The organism is Curtobacterium sp. MCLR17_007, assembly GCF_003234655.2.
In the GTDB taxonomy this organism is placed as follows: domain Bacteria; phylum Actinomycetota; class Actinomycetes; order Actinomycetales; family Microbacteriaceae; genus Curtobacterium.
The window spans coordinates 1,114,944-1,131,811 of the sequence record NZ_CP126271.1 but is presented as its reverse complement, the minus strand read 5'-3'; the positions used below and the strand labels follow the sequence as shown (position 1 = coordinate 1,131,811).

The window sequence follows — 16,868 nt, the reverse complement described above, 5'->3', positions numbered from 1 at the left end:
GTCACGCGTGGACACTCAGGCACCTCATCACGGACTCGGTGCCGCACATACCGATCGAAAGGCGCAGCCATGACCAAGCCCATGCCCGACAAGCCCACGGTGGACGGACTCGAGCAGGTCTGGGGACCGGTCTGGGAAGCGCAGGGCACCTACCGCTTCGACCGCGACGCCGCCGGACACCGCGACGCCGTGTACTCGATCGACACCCCGCCCCCCACCGCCTCGGGCTCCCTGCACATCGGCCACGTGTTCTCGTACACGCACACCGACCTCAAGGCCCGGTTCGAGCGCATGCGCGGCAAGCACGTCTTCTACCCGATGGGCTGGGACGACAACGGTCTCCCCACCGAGCGCCGCGTGCAGAACTACTACGGCGTCCGCTGCGACCCGTCGCTCCCCTACGACCCCGACTTCACGCCGCCGTTCGAGGGCGGCGACGGCAAGTCGAGCAAGGCCGCCGACCAGCTGCCGATCTCGCGGCGCAACTTCATCGAGCTGTGCGACCAGCTGACCGTGCAGGACGAGCAGCAGTTCGAGGAGCTCTTCCGCACCCTCGGCCTGTCCGTCGACTGGACGCAGTCGTACCGCACGATCGACGCCACCTCCCGCGCGAGCGCCCAGCGGGCGTTCCTGCGCAACCTCGAGCGCGGCGAGGCCTACCAGGCCGACGCCCCGACGCTCTGGGACGTCACGTTCCGGACCGCGGTCGCCCAGGCTGAGCTCGAGGACAAGGACATGCCGGGCGCCTACCACGGCATCGCGTTCCACCGAACGGACGGCCAGGGCGACGTCGTCATCCAGACCACCCGTCCCGAGCTGCTCCCGGCGTGCGTGGCCCTGGTCGCACACCCGGACGACGAGCGCTTCCAGGACCTGTTCGGCACCACCGTCCGCTCCCCCCTGTTCGACGTCGAGGTCCCGGTGCTCGCACACCACCTGGCCCAGAAGGACAAGGGCGCCGGCATCGCGATGGTCTGCACCTTCGGTGACACGACCGACGTCGTCTGGTGGCGCGAGCTGCAGCTGCCGAACCGCGCGGTGATCGGGTTCGACGGGCGCGTGCGCTCCGACGCGCCGACGTGGATCGAGTCGTCGCGCGGCCAGGAGCTGTACGCCGAGATGGCCGGCAAGACCGTGTTCTCCGCCAAGAAGGTCGTCGTGGACGCCCTGACCGAGTCCGGTGAACTGGTGGGCGACGTGAAGACCATCCAGCACCCGGTGAAGTTCTTCGAGAAGGGCGACAAGCCGCTCGAGATCGTCTCGACCCGCCAGTGGTACATCGTCAACGGTGCCCGCGACGAACAGCTCAAGGCCACCCTGCGCCAGCGCGGCCAGGAGATCGGCTTCCACCCCGACTTCATGCGCGTCCGCTACGACAACTGGGTCGGCGGCCTGTCCGGCGACTGGCTCATCTCGCGCCAGCGCTTCTTCGGTGTGCCGATCCCGGTCTGGTACCCGCTCGACGCCGACGGCAACCCGGTGTTCGACCAGCCGATCGTCCCGACCGAGGCGCAGCTCCCCGTCGACCCGTCGTCCGAGCCGGCACCGGGGTACTCCGCCGACCAGCGCGGCGTCCCCGGTGGCTTCCAGGGCGAGCTCGACGTCATGGACACCTGGGCCACCTCGTCGCTGACCCCCCAGCTGGCGGGCAAGTGGGAGACCGACCCCGAGCTCTACGGTCTGGTCTACCCGTACGACGTCCGCCCGCAGGCCCAGGACATCATCCGCACGTGGCTGTTCACCACCGTGCTCCGCAGCCAGCTCGAGGCGACGCAAGTGCCGTGGAAGCACGCCAGCATCTCCGGCTTCATCGTCGACCCCGACCGCAAGAAGATGTCGAAGTCGAAGGGCAACGTCGTCACGCCGATGTCGGTCCTCGAGCAGCACGGTGCCGACGCCGTCCGCTACTGGGCGGCATCGTCCAAGCTGGGCACCGACGCGGCGTTCGACCCGCAGAACCCGAAGCAGATCAAGGTCGGTCGTCGTCTGGCGATCAAGGTGCTCAACGCGGCGAAGTTCGTGCACGGCTTCCCGCTGCCCGAGGGCGCCAGCCGGGTGACCGAGGCGCTCGACGTCGACATGCTCGCGGCGCTCGGGTCGACCATCGACCAGGCCACCGCGGCGTTCGAGGGCTACGACCACGCCCGCGCCCTCGAGGTCACCGAGCGCTTCTTCTGGACGTTCTGCGACGACTACCTCGAGCTCGTCAAGGAGCGCGCCTACGGCACCGCACCGGACGCGACGCACGAGACCCAGGCGAGTGCGGTCCTGGCGCTGCGCGCTGCGATCGACGCGCTGCTGCGCCTGCTGGCACCGTTCCTCCCGTTCGCCACCGAAGAGGTGTGGGCCTGGACCCACGACACCAGCGTGCACCGCGCGGCGTGGCCGACTGCGGCCGAGCTGCCGGTCGACGCGTCGGAGACGGGGTTGCTCGCCGCCGTCGGCCAGGCGCTCATCGGGATCCGTGGCGCGAAGACCGCCGCCAAGGCCTCGCAGAAGACGCCGGTCACGCGCGCCGTCGTGGCCGCGCCGGCCCAGACGCGGCAACTCGTCGAGCGCGCCGCGGTCGACCTGGCGGCCGTCGGCCGGATCCAGGACCTGTCGTTCGTCGACGGCCCGGAGCTCGCCGTCGTCGAGATCGAGCTGGCCGAGCAGCCGGCCTAGTCCCATCCGCCCCGCCGGCACCGTCCGGCGGGGCGTCTCCCCCGCCGGCACCGTCCGGCGGGGCGTCACCCCACACGGCCAGGAGGCTCGGATGCAGTTGGGCACACGATGGAACGTCGGTGCCGTGGCACCCTCACGGCTCGACGAGGCCCTGGTGGTCGCGGTGCGACGAGTCGAGGACGAGCTGTCCGCCGAGTCGGTCGACACGGCGGCGTGGGGCTGGACGCTGACCTACCTCGAGGGCAAGCCGCGCGTCGAACTCGACGACGGCACGTCGATCCACCTCGACGACGCCGGCCGCGCCCAGGTGACGAACCCGGACGACGCGGCAGAAGAGGACTGACCGCTCGGTCTGCCCCGCCCCTGCTGTGCATCCCGGTCCTGTCGTACACTGGAGAACCACCGTTCCCGGCACGGGCGTGGTGGTGACGAGCGGACGGGGACGGACGATGGCAGCGGGAACGGTCACACCGGACACCCGGGCGCACATCGTCGACGTCGCGGACGAGCTCTTCTACGCCCGGGGCATCCAGACCGTCGGGATGGACGAGATCCGCACCGGGGCAGGGGTCTCGCTCAAGAAGCTGTACGCGGCGTTCCCGGGCAAGGACCAGCTGATCGCCGCGGTGCTGACCGGGCGGCACGAGTTCTGGGAGCACGGCATCGCACAGGCGGTGAACGCGGCCACCACCCCGCGGGACAAGCTGCTGGCGATGTACGACTTCCTCGAGTCGTGGTTCGGTGACGACACCTTCCGCGGCTGCGGGTTCATCAACGCGTTCGGTGAGCTCGGCGCGACCTCGCCGGCGGTCGCCGCCATCGCGCGCGACCACAAGGAGTCCTTCCAGCGCTTCGTCGCCGGGCTGACGTCACAGGCGGTGGACGACCCTTCGCTGGCCGAGGAGCTCGCCGCGCAGCTGGCCCTGCTGGCCGAGGGCGCGCAGACCACCGCCGCGATCGCCGGGGACACCGCGCCCGCTCGGCACGCCCGCCGAGCGGCGGCGACGCTGATCGACGCCGCGACGCGGTAGCGCCCGTCCCCGCTGCCGCTGCCAGGGCGGCGTCCTAGGGTGGGGTGATGACGACGCCGTTCGATGCACCGAGCACGCTCCCGTACGCACTCCCCCCGTTCGACCAGGTCCGGCTCGAGCACCACCGCCCGGCGTTCGACGCCGGCATGGCCGAGCAGCGCGCCGAGGTCGAGGCGATCGCCACGAACCCGGACGCCCCGACCTTCGAGAACACCCTCGTGGCGCTCGAACGCTCCGGCCAGCTGTTGACCCGGGTGAGCATGGTGTTCTTCACCCTGTCCTCGGCGGACTCGACGCCCGAGCTCCACGACCTCGAGGCCGAGGTCTCCCCGCTGCTGGCTGCCCACCGCGACGCGATCACGCTCGACTCCCGCCTGTACGCGCGCGTCCGGGCGGTGCTCGACGGCGCGACCGAGGCGGGGCTCACGGGCGAGGACCTCCGGCTGGTCGAGCGCACCGCCACCGAGATGACGCTGGCGGGCGCCGGACTGGACGACGCGGGCAAGGAGCGCCTGACCGCGATCAACCAGGAGCTCTCGACGCTGACCACCACGTTCGAGCGCAACCTGCTCGACGAGACGAACGACCTGGCCGTGCACGTCACGGACGAGCAGGAGTTGGTCGGGCTCGACGACGGTGCCAAGTCCGCCGCGGCCGGTGCCGCCACGGACCGCGGGCTCGAGGGCTGGCTCATCACGCTGCCGCTCTACACGGGACACCCGTGGCTGTCGTCCCTGGCCGACCGGGGACTGCGCGAGCGGATCATGCGCGCGTCGCTGTCCCGCGGCCGCCGCGGCAACGAGCACGACAACCGCGACGTGCTCCTGCGCATCGTCCGGCTGCGTGCCGAGCGCGCCGAACTGCTCGGGTTCCCGAACCACGCCGCCGTCGTCACCGCGGACGAGACCGCCAAGACCCCCGAGGCGGTCGACGGTCTGCTGTCGTCCCTGGTGCCGGCAGCCGCCGCGAACGCCGACGACGAGCGCGCGGTCCGGTCCCGCACCGTCGGGTACGACGTCGAGTCATGGGACTGGGCCTACGCGACCGAGATCCTGCGCGGGGAGCAGTTCGCGGCAGACGCCTCGGCCACTCGCCCCTACCTCGAGGCCGACCGGGTGCTGCACGACGGGGTGTTCTTCGCCGCCAATGCGCTCTACGGGCTGAAGTTCGCCGAGCGCCCGGACCTGCACGGGTACAACGACGAGGTCCGCGTGTTCGAGGTCACCGACGAAGAGGACGCCCCCGTCGGCCTGTACCTGCTCGACCTGTACACGCGAGACGGCAAGCGCGGTGGCGCGTGGATGAACCCGATCGTCGAGCAGTCCGCCCTGATGGGGACGCTGCCGGTCGTCGTGAACAACCTCAACGTCGCGAAGCCCGCAGCGGGCTCGACGACGCTGTTGATCCAGGACGAGGTCGAGACGCTGTTCCACGAGTTCGGGCACGCGCTGCACGGACTCATCGCCCGCACCACGTACCCGCGGTTCTCCGGCACGAACGTCGAGCGGGACTTCGTCGAGTTCCCGAGCCAGGTGAACGAGATGTGGGTGTCGTGGCCCGAGGTGCTCGCGAACTACGCGAAGCACCACGAGACCGGTGCGTCGATGCCACCCGAGCTCGTCCTCGGTCTGAGCGACTCCGCGGGTTTCAACGAGGGGTTCTCCACCACGGAGTACCTCGCCGCGGCACTGCTCGACCAAGCCTGGCACCGGTTGTCGAAGGCCGGGGCCGATGCGGTCACCGACGTCGAGGCGTTCGAACGCCAGGCGCTGGCCGACGCGGGCATCGACGTCGTCGCCGTCCCGCCGCGCTACTCGTCGACGTACTTCGCCCACACGTTCTCGGGCGGCTACGACGCCGGCTACTACGGCTACATCTGGAGCGAGGTCCTGGACGCCGACACGGTGGAGTGGTTCCGCGACCACGGTGGACTCGACCGGGCCGCCGGGCGTCGTTTCGCCACGATGGTGCTCGGGGTCGGCGGGGCGCAGGACCCGATCGAGGCCTTCCGCGGGTTCCGCGGGCGCGACGCCGAGGTCGGACCGCTGCTGCGCCGCCGCGGGCTGGAGTAGACGGGGGCAGGTGGCGCGGCGTCCGCGACCGTCACGCTGACCGCATCGCACCCCGATACGGACATCGCGCCCCGGGGAACCGGGGCGCGATGTCCGTGCGAGAGTGCGACGCGCGGGACCGAGGAAGCTACGCGGACTTCTCGATGCGCTTCGTCTGCTGACGCGGCACGATCGTCGGCGCGGCGTTCTCGAGGACCGATGCACGGGTGACCACCACGCGGGCGACGTCGTCGTCCGAGGGCACGTCGAACATGATCGGGCCGAGCACTTCTTCCATGATCGCGCGGAGTCCACGTGCACCGGTCTGACGCAGCACCGCGAGGTCGGCGATCGCCTCGAGCGCACCCTGGTCGAAGTCGAGCTCGACGCCGTCGATCTGGAACATGCGCTGGTACTGACGGACCAGGGCGTTCTTCGGCTTGGTCAGGATCTCCATGAGCGCTGCCTGGTCGAGCTGCGACACGGTGGTGACGACGGGCAGACGACCGATGAACTCGGGGATGAGCCCGAACTTGTGCAGGTCCTCGGGCAGGACCTCGGCGTACAGGTCCTGGTGGTCCAGCGAGCTGTGCAGCTGCGCGCCGAAGCCGATGCCACGCTTGCCGACGCGCGAGGAGACGATCTCCTCGAGACCGGCGAAGGCCCCGGCCACGATGAACAGGACGTTCGTCGTGTCGATCTGGATGAACTCCTGGTGCGGGTGCTTGCGTCCGCCCTGCGGCGGGACGGAGGCGACCGTGCCCTCGAGGATCTTGAGCAGCGCCTGCTGCACGCCCTCGCCCGAGACGTCGCGCGTGATCGAGGGGTTCTCGGCCTTGCGCGCGATCTTGTCGACCTCGTCGATGTAGATGATGCCGGTCTCGGCGCGCTTGACGTCGTAGTCGGCGGCCTGGATGAGCTTCAGGAGGATGTTCTCGACGTCTTCGCCGACGTAGCCCGCCTCGGTCAGGGCCGTGGCGTCGGCGACCGCGAACGGCACGTTGAGCCGCTTGGCCAGGGTCTGCGCCAGGTAGGTCTTGCCACAGCCGGTCGGTCCGATGAGCAGGATGTTGCTCTTGGCGATCTCGACGTCGTCGCGGTCTTCGGCGGCGGTGATCGTGCCTTGGGCGCGGATGCGCTTGTAGTGGTTGTAGACGGCGACCGCCAATGCCCGCTTGGCCGGGTCCTGCCCGATGACGTACTCCTGCAGGAAGTCGAAGATCTCGCGCGGCTTCGGGAGCTCGAACTCGCCGCTGCCGGACTCGTCGCTGGCTTCGGCCAGGCGCTCTTCGATGATCTCGTTGCAGAGTTCGACGCACTCGTCACAGATGTAGACGCCGGGACCGGCGATCAGCTGCTGTACCTGCTTCTGGCTCTTGCCACAGAAGGAGCACTTGAGGAGGTCCGCGCTCTCTCCGATGCGTGCCATGCTCGCAGCCTTCCCTGGTCGACGTGCACCGATGCGCCGGTGCACGAGGTCGTCGTGGACCCGAGCCTAACCGCATCCGACGACAGTCACGGCGACGCCGAGCGCGTTTCCACGGGCGCGTTCGCCCTGGGCGTTGCGTCCTGCTACGTTGGGACCACGAGTTCTACAAGTTGTAGAGCAGCGCGCCCGTCCACCACCGGTACGTGCCCAGTCCCACCGTGAGAGGATCCACCCCATGCAGAAGCGCCTCGCCGTCGGCAGCGCAGCGACCGTCGCGGTCGCCGCAGCCATCGTTCTCGGCACCGCCGCCTCCGCCAGTGCCCACGTCGAGGCGACGAGCACCAGCACCGCTGCGAACTCCTACACGACGGCCACGTTCTCGGTCCCGCACGGCTGCGACGGCTCCCCCACGACCAAGCTGCAGTTCCACGTGCCGTCCTCGGTCATCGAGGTCACACCGACGGTGAACCCGAACTGGGACATCACGAAGACGACCGAGCCCTACACGAGCGCGTCCGCTGCCTCGGACGACGAGTCCACCGCGGACGCCGGCGAACGGGTCACCAGCGTCACGTACACGGCGAAGACCCCGCTCCCCGCCGACGAGCGCGACACGTTCTCGCTGTCGTTCTCGCTGCCGGACGGCAAGGCGGGCGACGTCGTCTCGCTGCCCGTCACCCAGACCTGCGAGCAGGGCTCGACCGAGTGGGACCAGGCGCAGAAGGCCGGTCAGGCGGAGCCCGAGCACCCGGCGCCCTCGATCACGCTGACGGCAGCCTCGGCCAGCACCGACGGTGACGACGACGCGGCTGCCGCCACCGACGACGACGCGCCCACGGCGGCCGCTGCCTCGTCCTCGACGACCGGCGCCTCGGCCTCCGAGCCCGACCTGGTCGGCCGGTTCCTCGGCCTCGGCGGTCTGGTGCTCGGCGCAGCCGGACTGGTCGTGGCGGTCGCCGCCACCAGACGCCGCAGCACCAAGTGACGCGGTCGTCGACCCGGCGCGCGCCGGCCAGCAGGCTCCTGGCGGGCGCCGCCACGGTCCTCCTGGCCGTCGGCGGTGCGGTCTTCGGGCTCGCCGGTCCGGCGAACGCGCACAACTACCTGATCGCGTCGACGCCCGCGGTCGACGGAACCCTGACGTCCCTGCCGAAGGCGTTCGAGATCACCACGAACGACAAGCTGCTCGACATCGGCGGGACCGGCTCGGGGTTCGCGTTCCGCGTCGTCGGCCCGGACGGCCGCTACCACGAGGACGGCTGCGTCGCGATCGACGGCCCCTCGATGACCACGACGGCCTCGCTCGGCGCATCCGGGAAGTACCAGGTCGAGTGGCAGATCGTCTCCGCGGACGGGCACACCGTCTCGGACGAGTACGCCTTCACGTGGAAGGCCCCGACCGGGTTCATCCCCGCGGCAGGCTCGGCGAAGCCGCCGGCCTGCGCGTCTGCGGGGTCGTCGTCGGACACCACGACCGGGACCGCGTCGGGCAGCGGGGACTCCTCGGCGTCCGACGCGCTGTTCATCGGCGCCGGTGGACTCGTGCTCGTCGCCGCGGTCGTCACCGTGCTGCTGCTGGTCCGGCGCCGCCCCGCGCCCGCGGCGGACCCCGACGACACCGAGGACTGACGCGGCCCGCCTGCCCCGCCCGGCCGGCCCGCCCGCCCGCCCGGCCTGCCTGCCTGCCGGGCCCGGCCTGCCCCGCCGAGGTCGCACGACGCGCCGCTCACGTCCATCGAGGTCGCGCGAACTGCCGCTCCGGGCTGGCCGGCGCGGCAGATTCTGCGACCTCGGCGCCAACCCGGCGGCGTGTCATGCGACGTCGGCGCGGCACGAGCAGCCTCCAGGACGACCGCCACGCACGACGAAGGGCCCCGCACCGGTCGGTGCGGGGCCCTTCGTCGTTGCTGCTAGCGGGCGAGCGCGGGGAGGTTCTTCCGGCTCGTCAGCACCTGGTCGATCAGGCCGTACTCGACGGCTTCGGCCGCGGACATGATCTTGTCGCGCTCGATGTCGTGGTTGACCTGTTCGGCGGTCTTGTTGGAGTGCTTCGACAGCGTCTCCTCGAGCCAGGTGCGCATGCGGAGGATCTCCGCCGCCTGGATCTCGATGTCGGACGCCTGACCGCCGCCCTGCTGGACCGCGGGCTGGTGGATGAGCACGCGGGCGTTCGGCAGCGCCAGACGCTTGCCGGGCGTTCCACCGGCGAGCAGCACGGACGCCGCCGAGGCGGCCTGCCCGAGGCAGACCGTCTGGATCTGCGGGCGGATGTACTGCATCGTGTCGTAGATCGCCGTCATCGCGGTGAACGAGCCACCGGGCGAGTTGATGTACATCACGATGTCGCGGTCGGGGTCCATCGACTCGAGCACGAGCAGCTGGGCCATGACGTCGTCAGCCGACGCGTCGTCGACCTGGACGCCGAGGAACACGATGCGGTCCTCAAACAGCTTCGCGTACGGGTCCTGCCGCTTGTAGCCGTAGGCCGTGCGCTCTTCGAAGCTCGGGAGGATGTACCGATCGGAGGGAGCCGGGACGTTCTGCGCGCCACCGAGCATGGGGAGATGCATTCTCGTTTCCTTTTCTTCGGTGGGGGTCAGGACTGGGCGTCGGGGTCGGCTGCCGCGGTGGGCGTCTCGCCGTCGGCGACCGTGCCACCACCGCCCACGACCTCGGACGCGGATGCGCGCAGGTGGTCGACGAACCCGTAGTCCAGCGCTTCCTGCGCCGAGAACCAGTTGTCGCGGTCGTTGTCCACGAGGACCTGCTCGATGGACTTGCCGGTCTGCTCGGCGGTCAGCTCGGCCATGCGCTGCTTCATGTCGAGGATGACCTTCGCCTGCGTCTGGATGTCCGCGGCGGTGCCGCCGAAGCCACCGGACGGCTGGTGCAGGAGCACACGGGCGTTCGGGGTGATGTAGCGCTTGCCGGGCGTGCCCGACGAGAGCAGGAACTGCCCCATCGAGGCGGCGAGGCCGATGCCCACGGTGACGATGTCGTTCGGCACGAACTGCATCGTGTCGTAGATCGCCATGCCCGCGGTGATCGAACCACCGGGCGAGTTGATGTAGAGGTAGATGTCCTTCTCAGGGTCCTCGGCGGCGAGCAGCAGCAGCTTGGCTGCGATCTCGTTCGAGTTGTCGTCGCGGACCTCGGAGCCGAGCCACACGATCCGGTCTCTCAGAAGGCGGTCAAAAACACTGGGGTTCAGTGTTGCTTCGGCCATGGAAAAGCTCCCGTTCAGTTGTCGCTTGATGTCGAACTTATCGGTTGCAACGCACCACTTCGCGCCTGTTCGCTGTCGGCAATGCGGGCGGCCGGAAACCCGGCCACGAACAGACAGGAGGCACGGTGCCAGCTGGCACCGTGCCTCCTGTTGGTGACGCGGTCGCGTCGACTGCCGGACTACTCGGCGTCGGCCGTGGCCGGCTCCTGTGCGACACCCGCGGTGAACGCGGACAGGTCGACGTCGCCGCCGTTGCTGTCCTTGACGGTCACCTTGCTGAGGACCGTGGCGACGGCCTTGGAACGGGCGACTTCGCCGACCATGCCGGGGATCTGGCCGTTCTGGTCGATCACCTTGATGAACTCGCCGGGCTCCATGCCGTACTGCGCGGCGGCCTGGATCAGGTACTGCGTGAGCTCTTCCTGCGAGACCTGGATCGACTCCTTCTCGGCGATGGAGTCGAGCAGGATCTGCGAGCGGAACGCGGTCTCGCTGGACTCGGCCACTTCCTTGCGGTGCTCGTCGTCCTCGAGGCGGTTCTCCTGCTCGAGGTGACGGTGGACCTCGTCCTCGATCAGCTTCTCGGAGATCGGGATGTTGACGTCCTCGAGCAGCTTCTCGACGAGGGCGTCGCGCGCCGCGGAACCCTGACCGAAGGTCTTGGACTTCGCGATCTGCTCCTTGAGGTCGCCCTTGAGCTCGTCGATGGTGTCGAACTGGCTGGCGATCTGGGCGAACTCGTCGTCGGCCTCGGGGAGCTCGCGCTCCTTGACGGCGGTGACGGTCACGGCGATCTGGGCGGTCTCGCCCTCGCGGTCGCCGCCGACGAGCTTCGACTCGAAGGTGGTGGACTCGCCCGCGGTCAGGGACTCGAGCGCCTCGTCGATGCCCTCGAGCAGGTCGCCCGAGCCGAGCTCGTAGGAGACGCCGGTGGCCGAGTCGACCTCGTCGTCGCCGATGGTGGCGGTCAGGTCGATCTGGGCGAAGTCGCCCTTGGTCGCCGGACGGTCGACCGTGACGAGCGTGCCGAAGCGCGTGCGGAGGTTCTGCAGCTCTTCCTCGATCTCGTCGTCGGAGACCTCGACCGCGTCGACCGTCAGCTCGTAGGAGCTGTAGTCGGGCAGGTCGAACTCGGGACGGACGTCCACCTCGAAGGTGAGGACGAGGTCGCCGGTGAAGTCGTTGACGTTCGGGAGCTCGGAGACGTCGGCCTCGGCACGGCCGAGGATGCGCAGCTCCTGCTCGTCGACCGCCTGGCGGTAGAAGGTGTCGATCGCGTCGCCGACGGCGTGGTTCAGGACCTCGCCGCGGCCGACACGCTGGTCGACGATCGCCGGCGGGACCTTGCCCTTGCGGAAGCCGGGGATGTTGATCTGCTCGGCGATGTGCTTGTACGCGTGGTCGATGCTCGGCTTGAGATCTTCCGGCGTCACGTTCACCGTGAGCTTGACGCGGGTCTCGCTCACCTTGTCGACGGTGCTGTTGGCCAAGGGGGGTTCTCCTGATGGTTGTCGGTGATGTGTCCTGGTCGGGGCGACAGGATTCGAACCTGCGACCTCCCGCTCCCAAAGCGGGCGCTCTACCAAGCTGAGCTACGCCCCGTTTGACTGGGCCAGGGTGCTCGCGAACACCGGGTAGGGCGCATGCGACGCCGATGAGTCTAGCGGTCCGACGGTGTCCCGTTCCCGGGTGGCTCCTCAGCTGTGGGCAACTGCTGCCGCAGGCGCTGGCGCCACCGGACCCCGACCGCCACCTGCACGGCGAGCGCGGCGACGGCGAGCACGAGCCCGAGGACGATCCGCCACACGTGCAGGAGTGCGTGCACCGGCTGGGTCTGTGGGTCGCCGAACAGGTCGGGACGGAGCGAGAGCACCACGGCGGCGAGGAGGACCAGCACGTACGACACGATGCGCGAGCGCCGGATGGTGCGCTGGGCGGACGCGTCCGGTGGGGGCAGGATCATCGAGTGCGGTTCGTCCGGTATGGTTGTCCCGCTGTGCTTCGTGCACGTGCGCGGGGATGTAGCTCAATGGTAGAGCCCCAGTCTTCCAAACTGGCTACGCGGGTTCGATTCCCGTCATCCCCTCCACAGGGCCCTTCCCTCCACAGGACGCTTGTCTCCAGCCAACGCTGACCGGCGACATGTCAGCATGTCCCGCATGGCACAGCGAACGACCGTCCTCGTGGTGGACGACGACCCGAACGTCCTGCTCGGCATCCGGGTGGCGCTCGAGACCGACGGCCACCGGGTCGTCACCGCGCCCGACGGGCGTCAGGCACTGACCGCGGTCGTCGCGCACGACCCCGACGCCGTCGTCCTCGACCTGGCGATGCCGTTCCTCGACGGACTCGGCGTCTGCCGGGCCCTCCGTGCGGCGGGCGACGCGGTCCCGGTGATGATGCTCACCGCCCACCACCGCCCGGACGAACGCGTCGACGGGCTCGACGCGGGTGCCGATGACTACCTCGGCAAGCCGTTCGACGTCGACGAGCTCCGCGCCCGTGTCCGCGCACTGGTCCGGCGGGGTGGCGGCACCCGCACGTCGACCGACGACCGGCCGACCTGGGCGGGCGTGACGCTCGACGCCGCCCAGCGCGTCCTGCACACCGCGAGCGGCCCGGTCGACCTCACCCGGTCCGAGTCCGTCGTCGCCGAGCTCCTGTTCCGCGATCCGACGCGGACACGGACGCGCGACGAGCTCGTGGACGCCGTGTGGGACGGCGCCGCTCCCCCGGCGTCCAACGCGCTCGACGTCCTGGTCAGCGCGGTCCGCCGCAAGCTCGTCGCCGCCACCGGCAACCCCGCCGTCAAGGCCGTGCGGGGCCTCGGCTACCGGCTCGAACCGTGAGGACCCGGACCGGGTCGCTACGCCGACGACTCGCAGCGCTGGTCGCCGGGGCGGTCGCGCTGGCCGGGCTGCTCGTCGCGGTGCTCACCGGGTTCGTGGTCACCACGCAGCTGCACGGTGCGCTCGACACCGCGCTGCAGCGCGAGGCCACCCGGGTGCAGCGGCTCCTGCAGACGGACGCCGGCTACACGGGCGACGCGGCGAGCGAGTGCCGGTACGTGGTCGAACCGGCGTGCGCGCGCGAGGTCACCCGGGACGACGCCGTGGGGTCCGGGCGGGGTCCGCTCGTGCTCACGGCGGCGGCGCACCGGGTGGCGACCGGCGAGCGCGCGAGTGCACGGTCGACGCAGGACGGTGTCCGGGTCCTGGTGGTGCCCGTCCGCGACGGTGAGGCGGTTATGGTCGGGATCCCCCTCGCCCAGACCGAGGTCGCGGTCCGGCGCACGTGGATCGCCCTGGCAGGTGCCGGTGCGCTGTCCATCGTGCTGGCGGCGGTCCTCGGGTACGTGGTGGCGGCCGTGGGTTTGCGCCCGATCCAGTCGCTCGACGCCGCGGTGCGCCGGGTCCGTGACACTGCCGACCCGCACGCCCGGGTCGAGGTGCACCGCAACGACGAGCTCGGACGTCTCGCCGATGCCTTCGACGACATGCTCGCGCGGCTGGCGGCAGCGAGCGACCGGCAGCGGGACTTCGTCGCGGACGCCTCGCACGAGCTCCGCACGCCGCTCACGACGCTCCGGACGAACCTGCAGCTGCTCGGCGGCGACCGTGCGCTCGACCCGGGCACGCAGCGAGCGCTGCGCCTGGCGGTGTCCGAGGAGCTCCGCGCGATGCAGCTGACCGTCGACGACCTGTCCGAGCTGGCGCGGGGTGACCGGCACGACGCAGGCTCCCTCGACTCCGAGGACCTCGTCACGGCCCTGCACGAGGTCGCGGACACCACCGCCCGCCGCTGGGACGTCTCCGTCACGGTGCACGCAGCCGACGAAGCGGCACCCGTCGCCAGAGCGCCCGTCGTGATCGCGTCGGGGCGGCTCCGTCGGCTCCTCGACGTCGTCCTGGACAACGCCGGGAAGTACGGCGAGGGCACCCCGGTCGACGTCCGGGTCCGCGTCACGGCGGACACCACGTCGATCGAGGTGACCGACGGCGGCATCGGCATCCCGCCCGAGGACCGGCAGCGCGTCTTCGACCGCTTCCACCGGGCAGCGTCGGCCCGGGGCCGGCACGGCTCGGGACTCGGCCTGGCGATCGCCGCGCAGATCTGCGCGGCGTCGGGCGGGTCCGTCTCCGCGCACGCGGGGCCGTCGGGCACCGGCACGACGATCCGGATCACGCTGCGCAGCGCCGGAGGCCCGACGGCCGACTGACCTCATGTTCGCGTCACGTCCCCGTCCGACCCTGTCGGCATGGTCATGCTGCACTCGAACACGAACCCACGGACCGCCGACGGGGCACGACCGCTCCGCGTCGTCGTCGCGGCCGGCGGCACCGGTGGGCACATCTACCCCGGGCTCGCCGTGGCCGCCGCCGTCGAACGACTCGCGCCCGGCGCGGTCGTCACCTTCTCCGGGACCCCCGACCGCCTGGAGGCCCGGCTCGTCCCCGCCGCCGGGTACCGGCTCGACACCACTCCGATGCGTCCCGTCCCACGCCGGCTGACCGGCTCGGCGCTCGGGTTCCCGGCCCGGTTCGTGCGCTGCGTGCTCCGCGCGCGGCGCCAGCTGCGACAGCGTCGGGCGGACGTGGTGATCGGCGTCGGCGGCTACCCCAGTGTCCCCGCCGTCGTCGCGGCGTGGACCCTGCGCCTGCCGGTCCTGGTCCACGAGTCGAACGCCACCCCCGGGTTGGCCAACGTCCTGGCCGCACGGCTCGCAGGTCGGGTCGCCACCGCGTTCGACCCGACCGACGGCACCTTCGCCGGGTGCTCCGACGTTCGCCGTGTCGGCATCCCGATCTCCGCCGCGCTGGCGTCGTGCGACCGTGCAGCGATGCGCGACGCTGCGCGACGGGCCTTCGGCATCGAACCGCACGAGCGGTTCGTGGTCGTCTCGGGCGGCAGCCTCGGCGCGGTCTCGATCGACCGCGTCGTCGTCGAGCTCGGGGCGACCAACTGGCAGGACCGTCCCGTGCGGGTCCTGCTCAAGGCCAGCGGCGTCCACGCCGACGACGTCCGACGCGGGCTCCGTGAGCGCAGCGCCGACCGCGTCGTCACCGTCGTGTCCCACATCGAGGACATGGCCTCGGCCTACGCGGCCGCCGACGTCGTCGTCACCCGCGCCGGGGCCTGCACCGTCGCCGAGGTCGAACACCTGCGCGTGCCCGCCGTCCTGGTCCCGTTCCCCGGCGCCACCGACGACCACCAGACCGCGAACGCCCGGGCGCTGGCCGCGTCGGGGGCCCCCGTCGTGGTGCTGCCGGACGACCAACTGGACGCCCGCGCCCTGGACGCGGCCGTCTCGGAACTGGCCGCGCGCAGCGGAGCCGAGCCGGGCCTCCCGTCCGGCCGTCCGCGTCCGCACCTCGGATGGGCCACCGCGACCCCGCACGCCGCGGCGGCGGACGCCGTCGCCAGCTGGGCGATCGAACTCGCACGAAGCACCGCCACCACCACCAACGGAAGGACCGCATGATGCACGACGACCACTGGGAGGGCCGCCGCGTCCTCGTCACCGGAGCCGAGGGCTTCATCGGGTCCGCGCTCGTCGACGCCCTCGTCGACCGGGGCGCGCGGGTCCGTGCCCTGTGCCACTACAAGCCGTACGGCGAGGCCGGCAACCTCGCGCCGTACCTCGACGACCCACGCGTCGAGGTGCTCGCGGGCGACGTCCGCGACCCGTTCCTGGTCGACCAGGCCGTCGCCGGGACCGACACCGTGTTCCACCTGGCGGCGCTGATCGGGATCCCGTACTCGTACGTCGCGCCCGAGTCCTACGTGCAGACGAACGTGGTCGGGTCGCACAACGTCGTCGCGGCGTGCCGGCGTCACGGCGCGCGGATGGTGCACACGTCGACCTCGGAGACGTACGGCAGCGCCCTGCGTGTGCCGATGGACGAGTCGCACCCGGCGCAGCCGCAGTCGCCGTACTCGGCGTCGAAGATCGCGGCGGACGCGATGGTGCTGTCGTACCACGCGGCGTTCGGCACGCCCGTCGCCGTGTGCCGCCCGTTCAACACCTACGGCCCGCGGCAGAGCGCCCGCGCGGTGATCCCCGCCGTGCTCGAGCAGCTCGCGGCCGGGTCGGACGTCATCCGCCTGGGCTCGACGACCCCGACGCGCGACTTCACGTACGTGACCGACACAGTCGAGGGCTTCCTGGCCATCGGCGCCTCCGACGCTGCCATCGGGCGGACGTGCAACCTCGGCACCGGCTCCGAGGTCTCGATCGGTGCGCTCGCCGAGATGCTCGTCGCGGTGAGCGGGCGGCGGGCGCGCGTGGTCGTGGACGACGCACGGCTCCGCCCGGAGGCCAGCGAGGTGGACCGGCTGCTGTCCGACAACAGCCTCGTGCGGTCCCTGACCGGGTGGGCGCCGCAGGTCACCCTCGAGGACGGGCTGGCGCGCACGTGGGCGTGGCTGCGGGACCGACCGGCCTCGCGCCGGTACCAGGTGTGACG

Annotated in this window: 15 protein-coding genes and 2 tRNA genes; 11 read left to right on the top strand and 6 right to left on the bottom strand. The window is 71.0% G+C overall.

What is annotated here, in order from left to right; genetic code table 11:
• Nucleotides 1-69: 69 nt before the first annotated feature.
• The 4 genes from valS (at nucleotide 70) to DEJ13_RS05465 (ending at nucleotide 5,767) form a co-directional block, all read left to right on the top strand.
• Nucleotides 70-2,664 carry a valine--tRNA ligase gene (valS, locus tag DEJ13_RS05480; RefSeq protein ID WP_111107894.1) on the top strand — a complete coding sequence of 865 codons (2,595 nt, stop codon included), beginning with the start codon at nucleotides 70-72 and terminating at the stop codon, nucleotides 2,662-2,664.
• 91 nt (nucleotides 2,665-2,755) lie between these two features.
• Complete coding sequence (locus tag DEJ13_RS05475; protein WP_111107895.1) at nucleotides 2,756-3,007, top strand: hypothetical protein; 252 nt, start codon at nucleotides 2,756-2,758, stop codon at nucleotides 3,005-3,007.
• Nucleotides 3,008-3,113: 106 nt separating this feature from the next.
• Nucleotides 3,114-3,695 (top strand): TetR/AcrR family transcriptional regulator, encoded by a 582-nt coding sequence (locus tag DEJ13_RS05470; protein ID WP_111107896.1) that lies wholly within the window; start codon nucleotides 3,114-3,116, stop codon nucleotides 3,693-3,695.
• A gap of 47 nt (nucleotides 3,696-3,742) precedes the next feature.
• Nucleotides 3,743-5,767, top strand: a complete 2,025-nt coding sequence (locus DEJ13_RS05465) for a M3 family metallopeptidase (RefSeq protein WP_111107897.1) — start codon at nucleotides 3,743-3,745, stop codon at nucleotides 5,765-5,767.
• A gap of 127 nt (nucleotides 5,768-5,894) precedes the next feature.
• Here DEJ13_RS05465 and clpX read toward each other — a convergent pair whose 3' ends face one another.
• Complete coding sequence (clpX, locus tag DEJ13_RS05460; RefSeq protein WP_111107898.1) at nucleotides 5,895-7,175, bottom strand: ATP-dependent Clp protease ATP-binding subunit ClpX; 1,281 nt, start codon at nucleotides 7,173-7,175, stop codon at nucleotides 5,895-5,897.
• Between the two features lie 235 nt (nucleotides 7,176-7,410).
• Between clpX and DEJ13_RS05455 the strand changes: the two genes are divergently transcribed.
• The gene (locus DEJ13_RS05455; protein WP_111107899.1) at nucleotides 7,411-8,160 is read left to right on the top strand and encodes a YcnI family copper-binding membrane protein; all 750 of its coding nucleotides are present in this window, start codon (nucleotides 7,411-7,413) and stop codon (nucleotides 8,158-8,160) included.
• Nucleotides 8,157-8,804, top strand: coding sequence for a copper resistance CopC family protein (locus DEJ13_RS05450; RefSeq protein WP_111107900.1), 648 nt, complete (start codon nucleotides 8,157-8,159; stop codon nucleotides 8,802-8,804). The genes DEJ13_RS05455 and DEJ13_RS05450 overlap by 4 nt, the downstream gene beginning before the upstream one ends.
• A 281-nt stretch (nucleotides 8,805-9,085) precedes the next feature.
• Here DEJ13_RS05450 and DEJ13_RS05445 read toward each other — a convergent pair whose 3' ends face one another.
• The 5 genes from DEJ13_RS05445 to DEJ13_RS05425 form a co-directional block, all read right to left on the bottom strand.
• Nucleotides 9,086-9,745 carry an ATP-dependent Clp protease proteolytic subunit gene (locus DEJ13_RS05445; RefSeq protein ID WP_056121906.1) on the bottom strand — a complete coding sequence of 220 codons (660 nt, stop codon included), beginning with the start codon at nucleotides 9,743-9,745 and terminating at the stop codon, nucleotides 9,086-9,088.
• Between the two features lie 26 nt (nucleotides 9,746-9,771).
• Nucleotides 9,772-10,401, bottom strand: coding sequence for an ATP-dependent Clp protease proteolytic subunit (locus tag DEJ13_RS05440; protein ID WP_111107902.1), 630 nt, complete (start codon nucleotides 10,399-10,401; stop codon nucleotides 9,772-9,774).
• Nucleotides 10,402-10,580: 179 nt separating this feature from the next.
• Entirely contained in the window at nucleotides 10,581-11,891 is a 1,311-nt protein-coding gene (gene tig, locus DEJ13_RS05435) for a trigger factor (protein WP_056121910.1), read from the bottom strand.
• A 35-nt stretch (nucleotides 11,892-11,926) separates the two neighbouring features.
• Nucleotides 11,927-12,003, bottom strand: a tRNA-Pro gene (locus DEJ13_RS05430).
• A gap of 58 nt (nucleotides 12,004-12,061) precedes the next feature.
• Complete coding sequence (locus tag DEJ13_RS05425; RefSeq protein WP_056121911.1) at nucleotides 12,062-12,364, bottom strand: hypothetical protein; 303 nt, start codon at nucleotides 12,362-12,364, stop codon at nucleotides 12,062-12,064.
• A 52-nt stretch (nucleotides 12,365-12,416) separates the two neighbouring features.
• Here DEJ13_RS05425 and DEJ13_RS05420 point away from each other — a divergent pair.
• The 5 genes from DEJ13_RS05420 (at nucleotide 12,417) to DEJ13_RS05400 (ending at nucleotide 16,866) form a co-directional block, all read left to right on the top strand.
• Nucleotides 12,417-12,490: transfer RNA gene (locus DEJ13_RS05420), tRNA-Gly, on the top strand.
• Nucleotides 12,491-12,560: 70 nt separating this feature from the next.
• Nucleotides 12,561-13,250: a response regulator transcription factor gene (locus tag DEJ13_RS05415; RefSeq protein WP_181437123.1), complete on the top strand. Its 690-nt coding sequence runs from the start codon at nucleotides 12,561-12,563 to the stop codon at nucleotides 13,248-13,250.
• Nucleotides 13,247-14,620 carry a HAMP domain-containing sensor histidine kinase gene (locus DEJ13_RS05410; protein WP_111107904.1) on the top strand — a complete coding sequence of 458 codons (1,374 nt, stop codon included), beginning with the start codon at nucleotides 13,247-13,249 and terminating at the stop codon, nucleotides 14,618-14,620. Before DEJ13_RS05415 ends, DEJ13_RS05410 begins: the two co-directional genes overlap by 4 nt.
• Nucleotides 14,621-14,659: 39 nt before the next feature.
• Nucleotides 14,660-15,883 carry a UDP-N-acetylglucosamine--N-acetylmuramyl-(pentapeptide) pyrophosphoryl-undecaprenol N-acetylglucosamine transferase gene (locus tag DEJ13_RS05405; protein ID WP_111107905.1) on the top strand — a complete coding sequence of 408 codons (1,224 nt, stop codon included), beginning with the start codon at nucleotides 14,660-14,662 and terminating at the stop codon, nucleotides 15,881-15,883.
• Complete coding sequence (locus DEJ13_RS05400; RefSeq protein WP_111107906.1) at nucleotides 15,883-16,866, top strand: SDR family NAD(P)-dependent oxidoreductase; 984 nt, start codon at nucleotides 15,883-15,885, stop codon at nucleotides 16,864-16,866. Before DEJ13_RS05405 ends, DEJ13_RS05400 begins: the two co-directional genes overlap by 1 nt.
• Nucleotides 16,867-16,868: the final 2 nt, after the last annotated feature.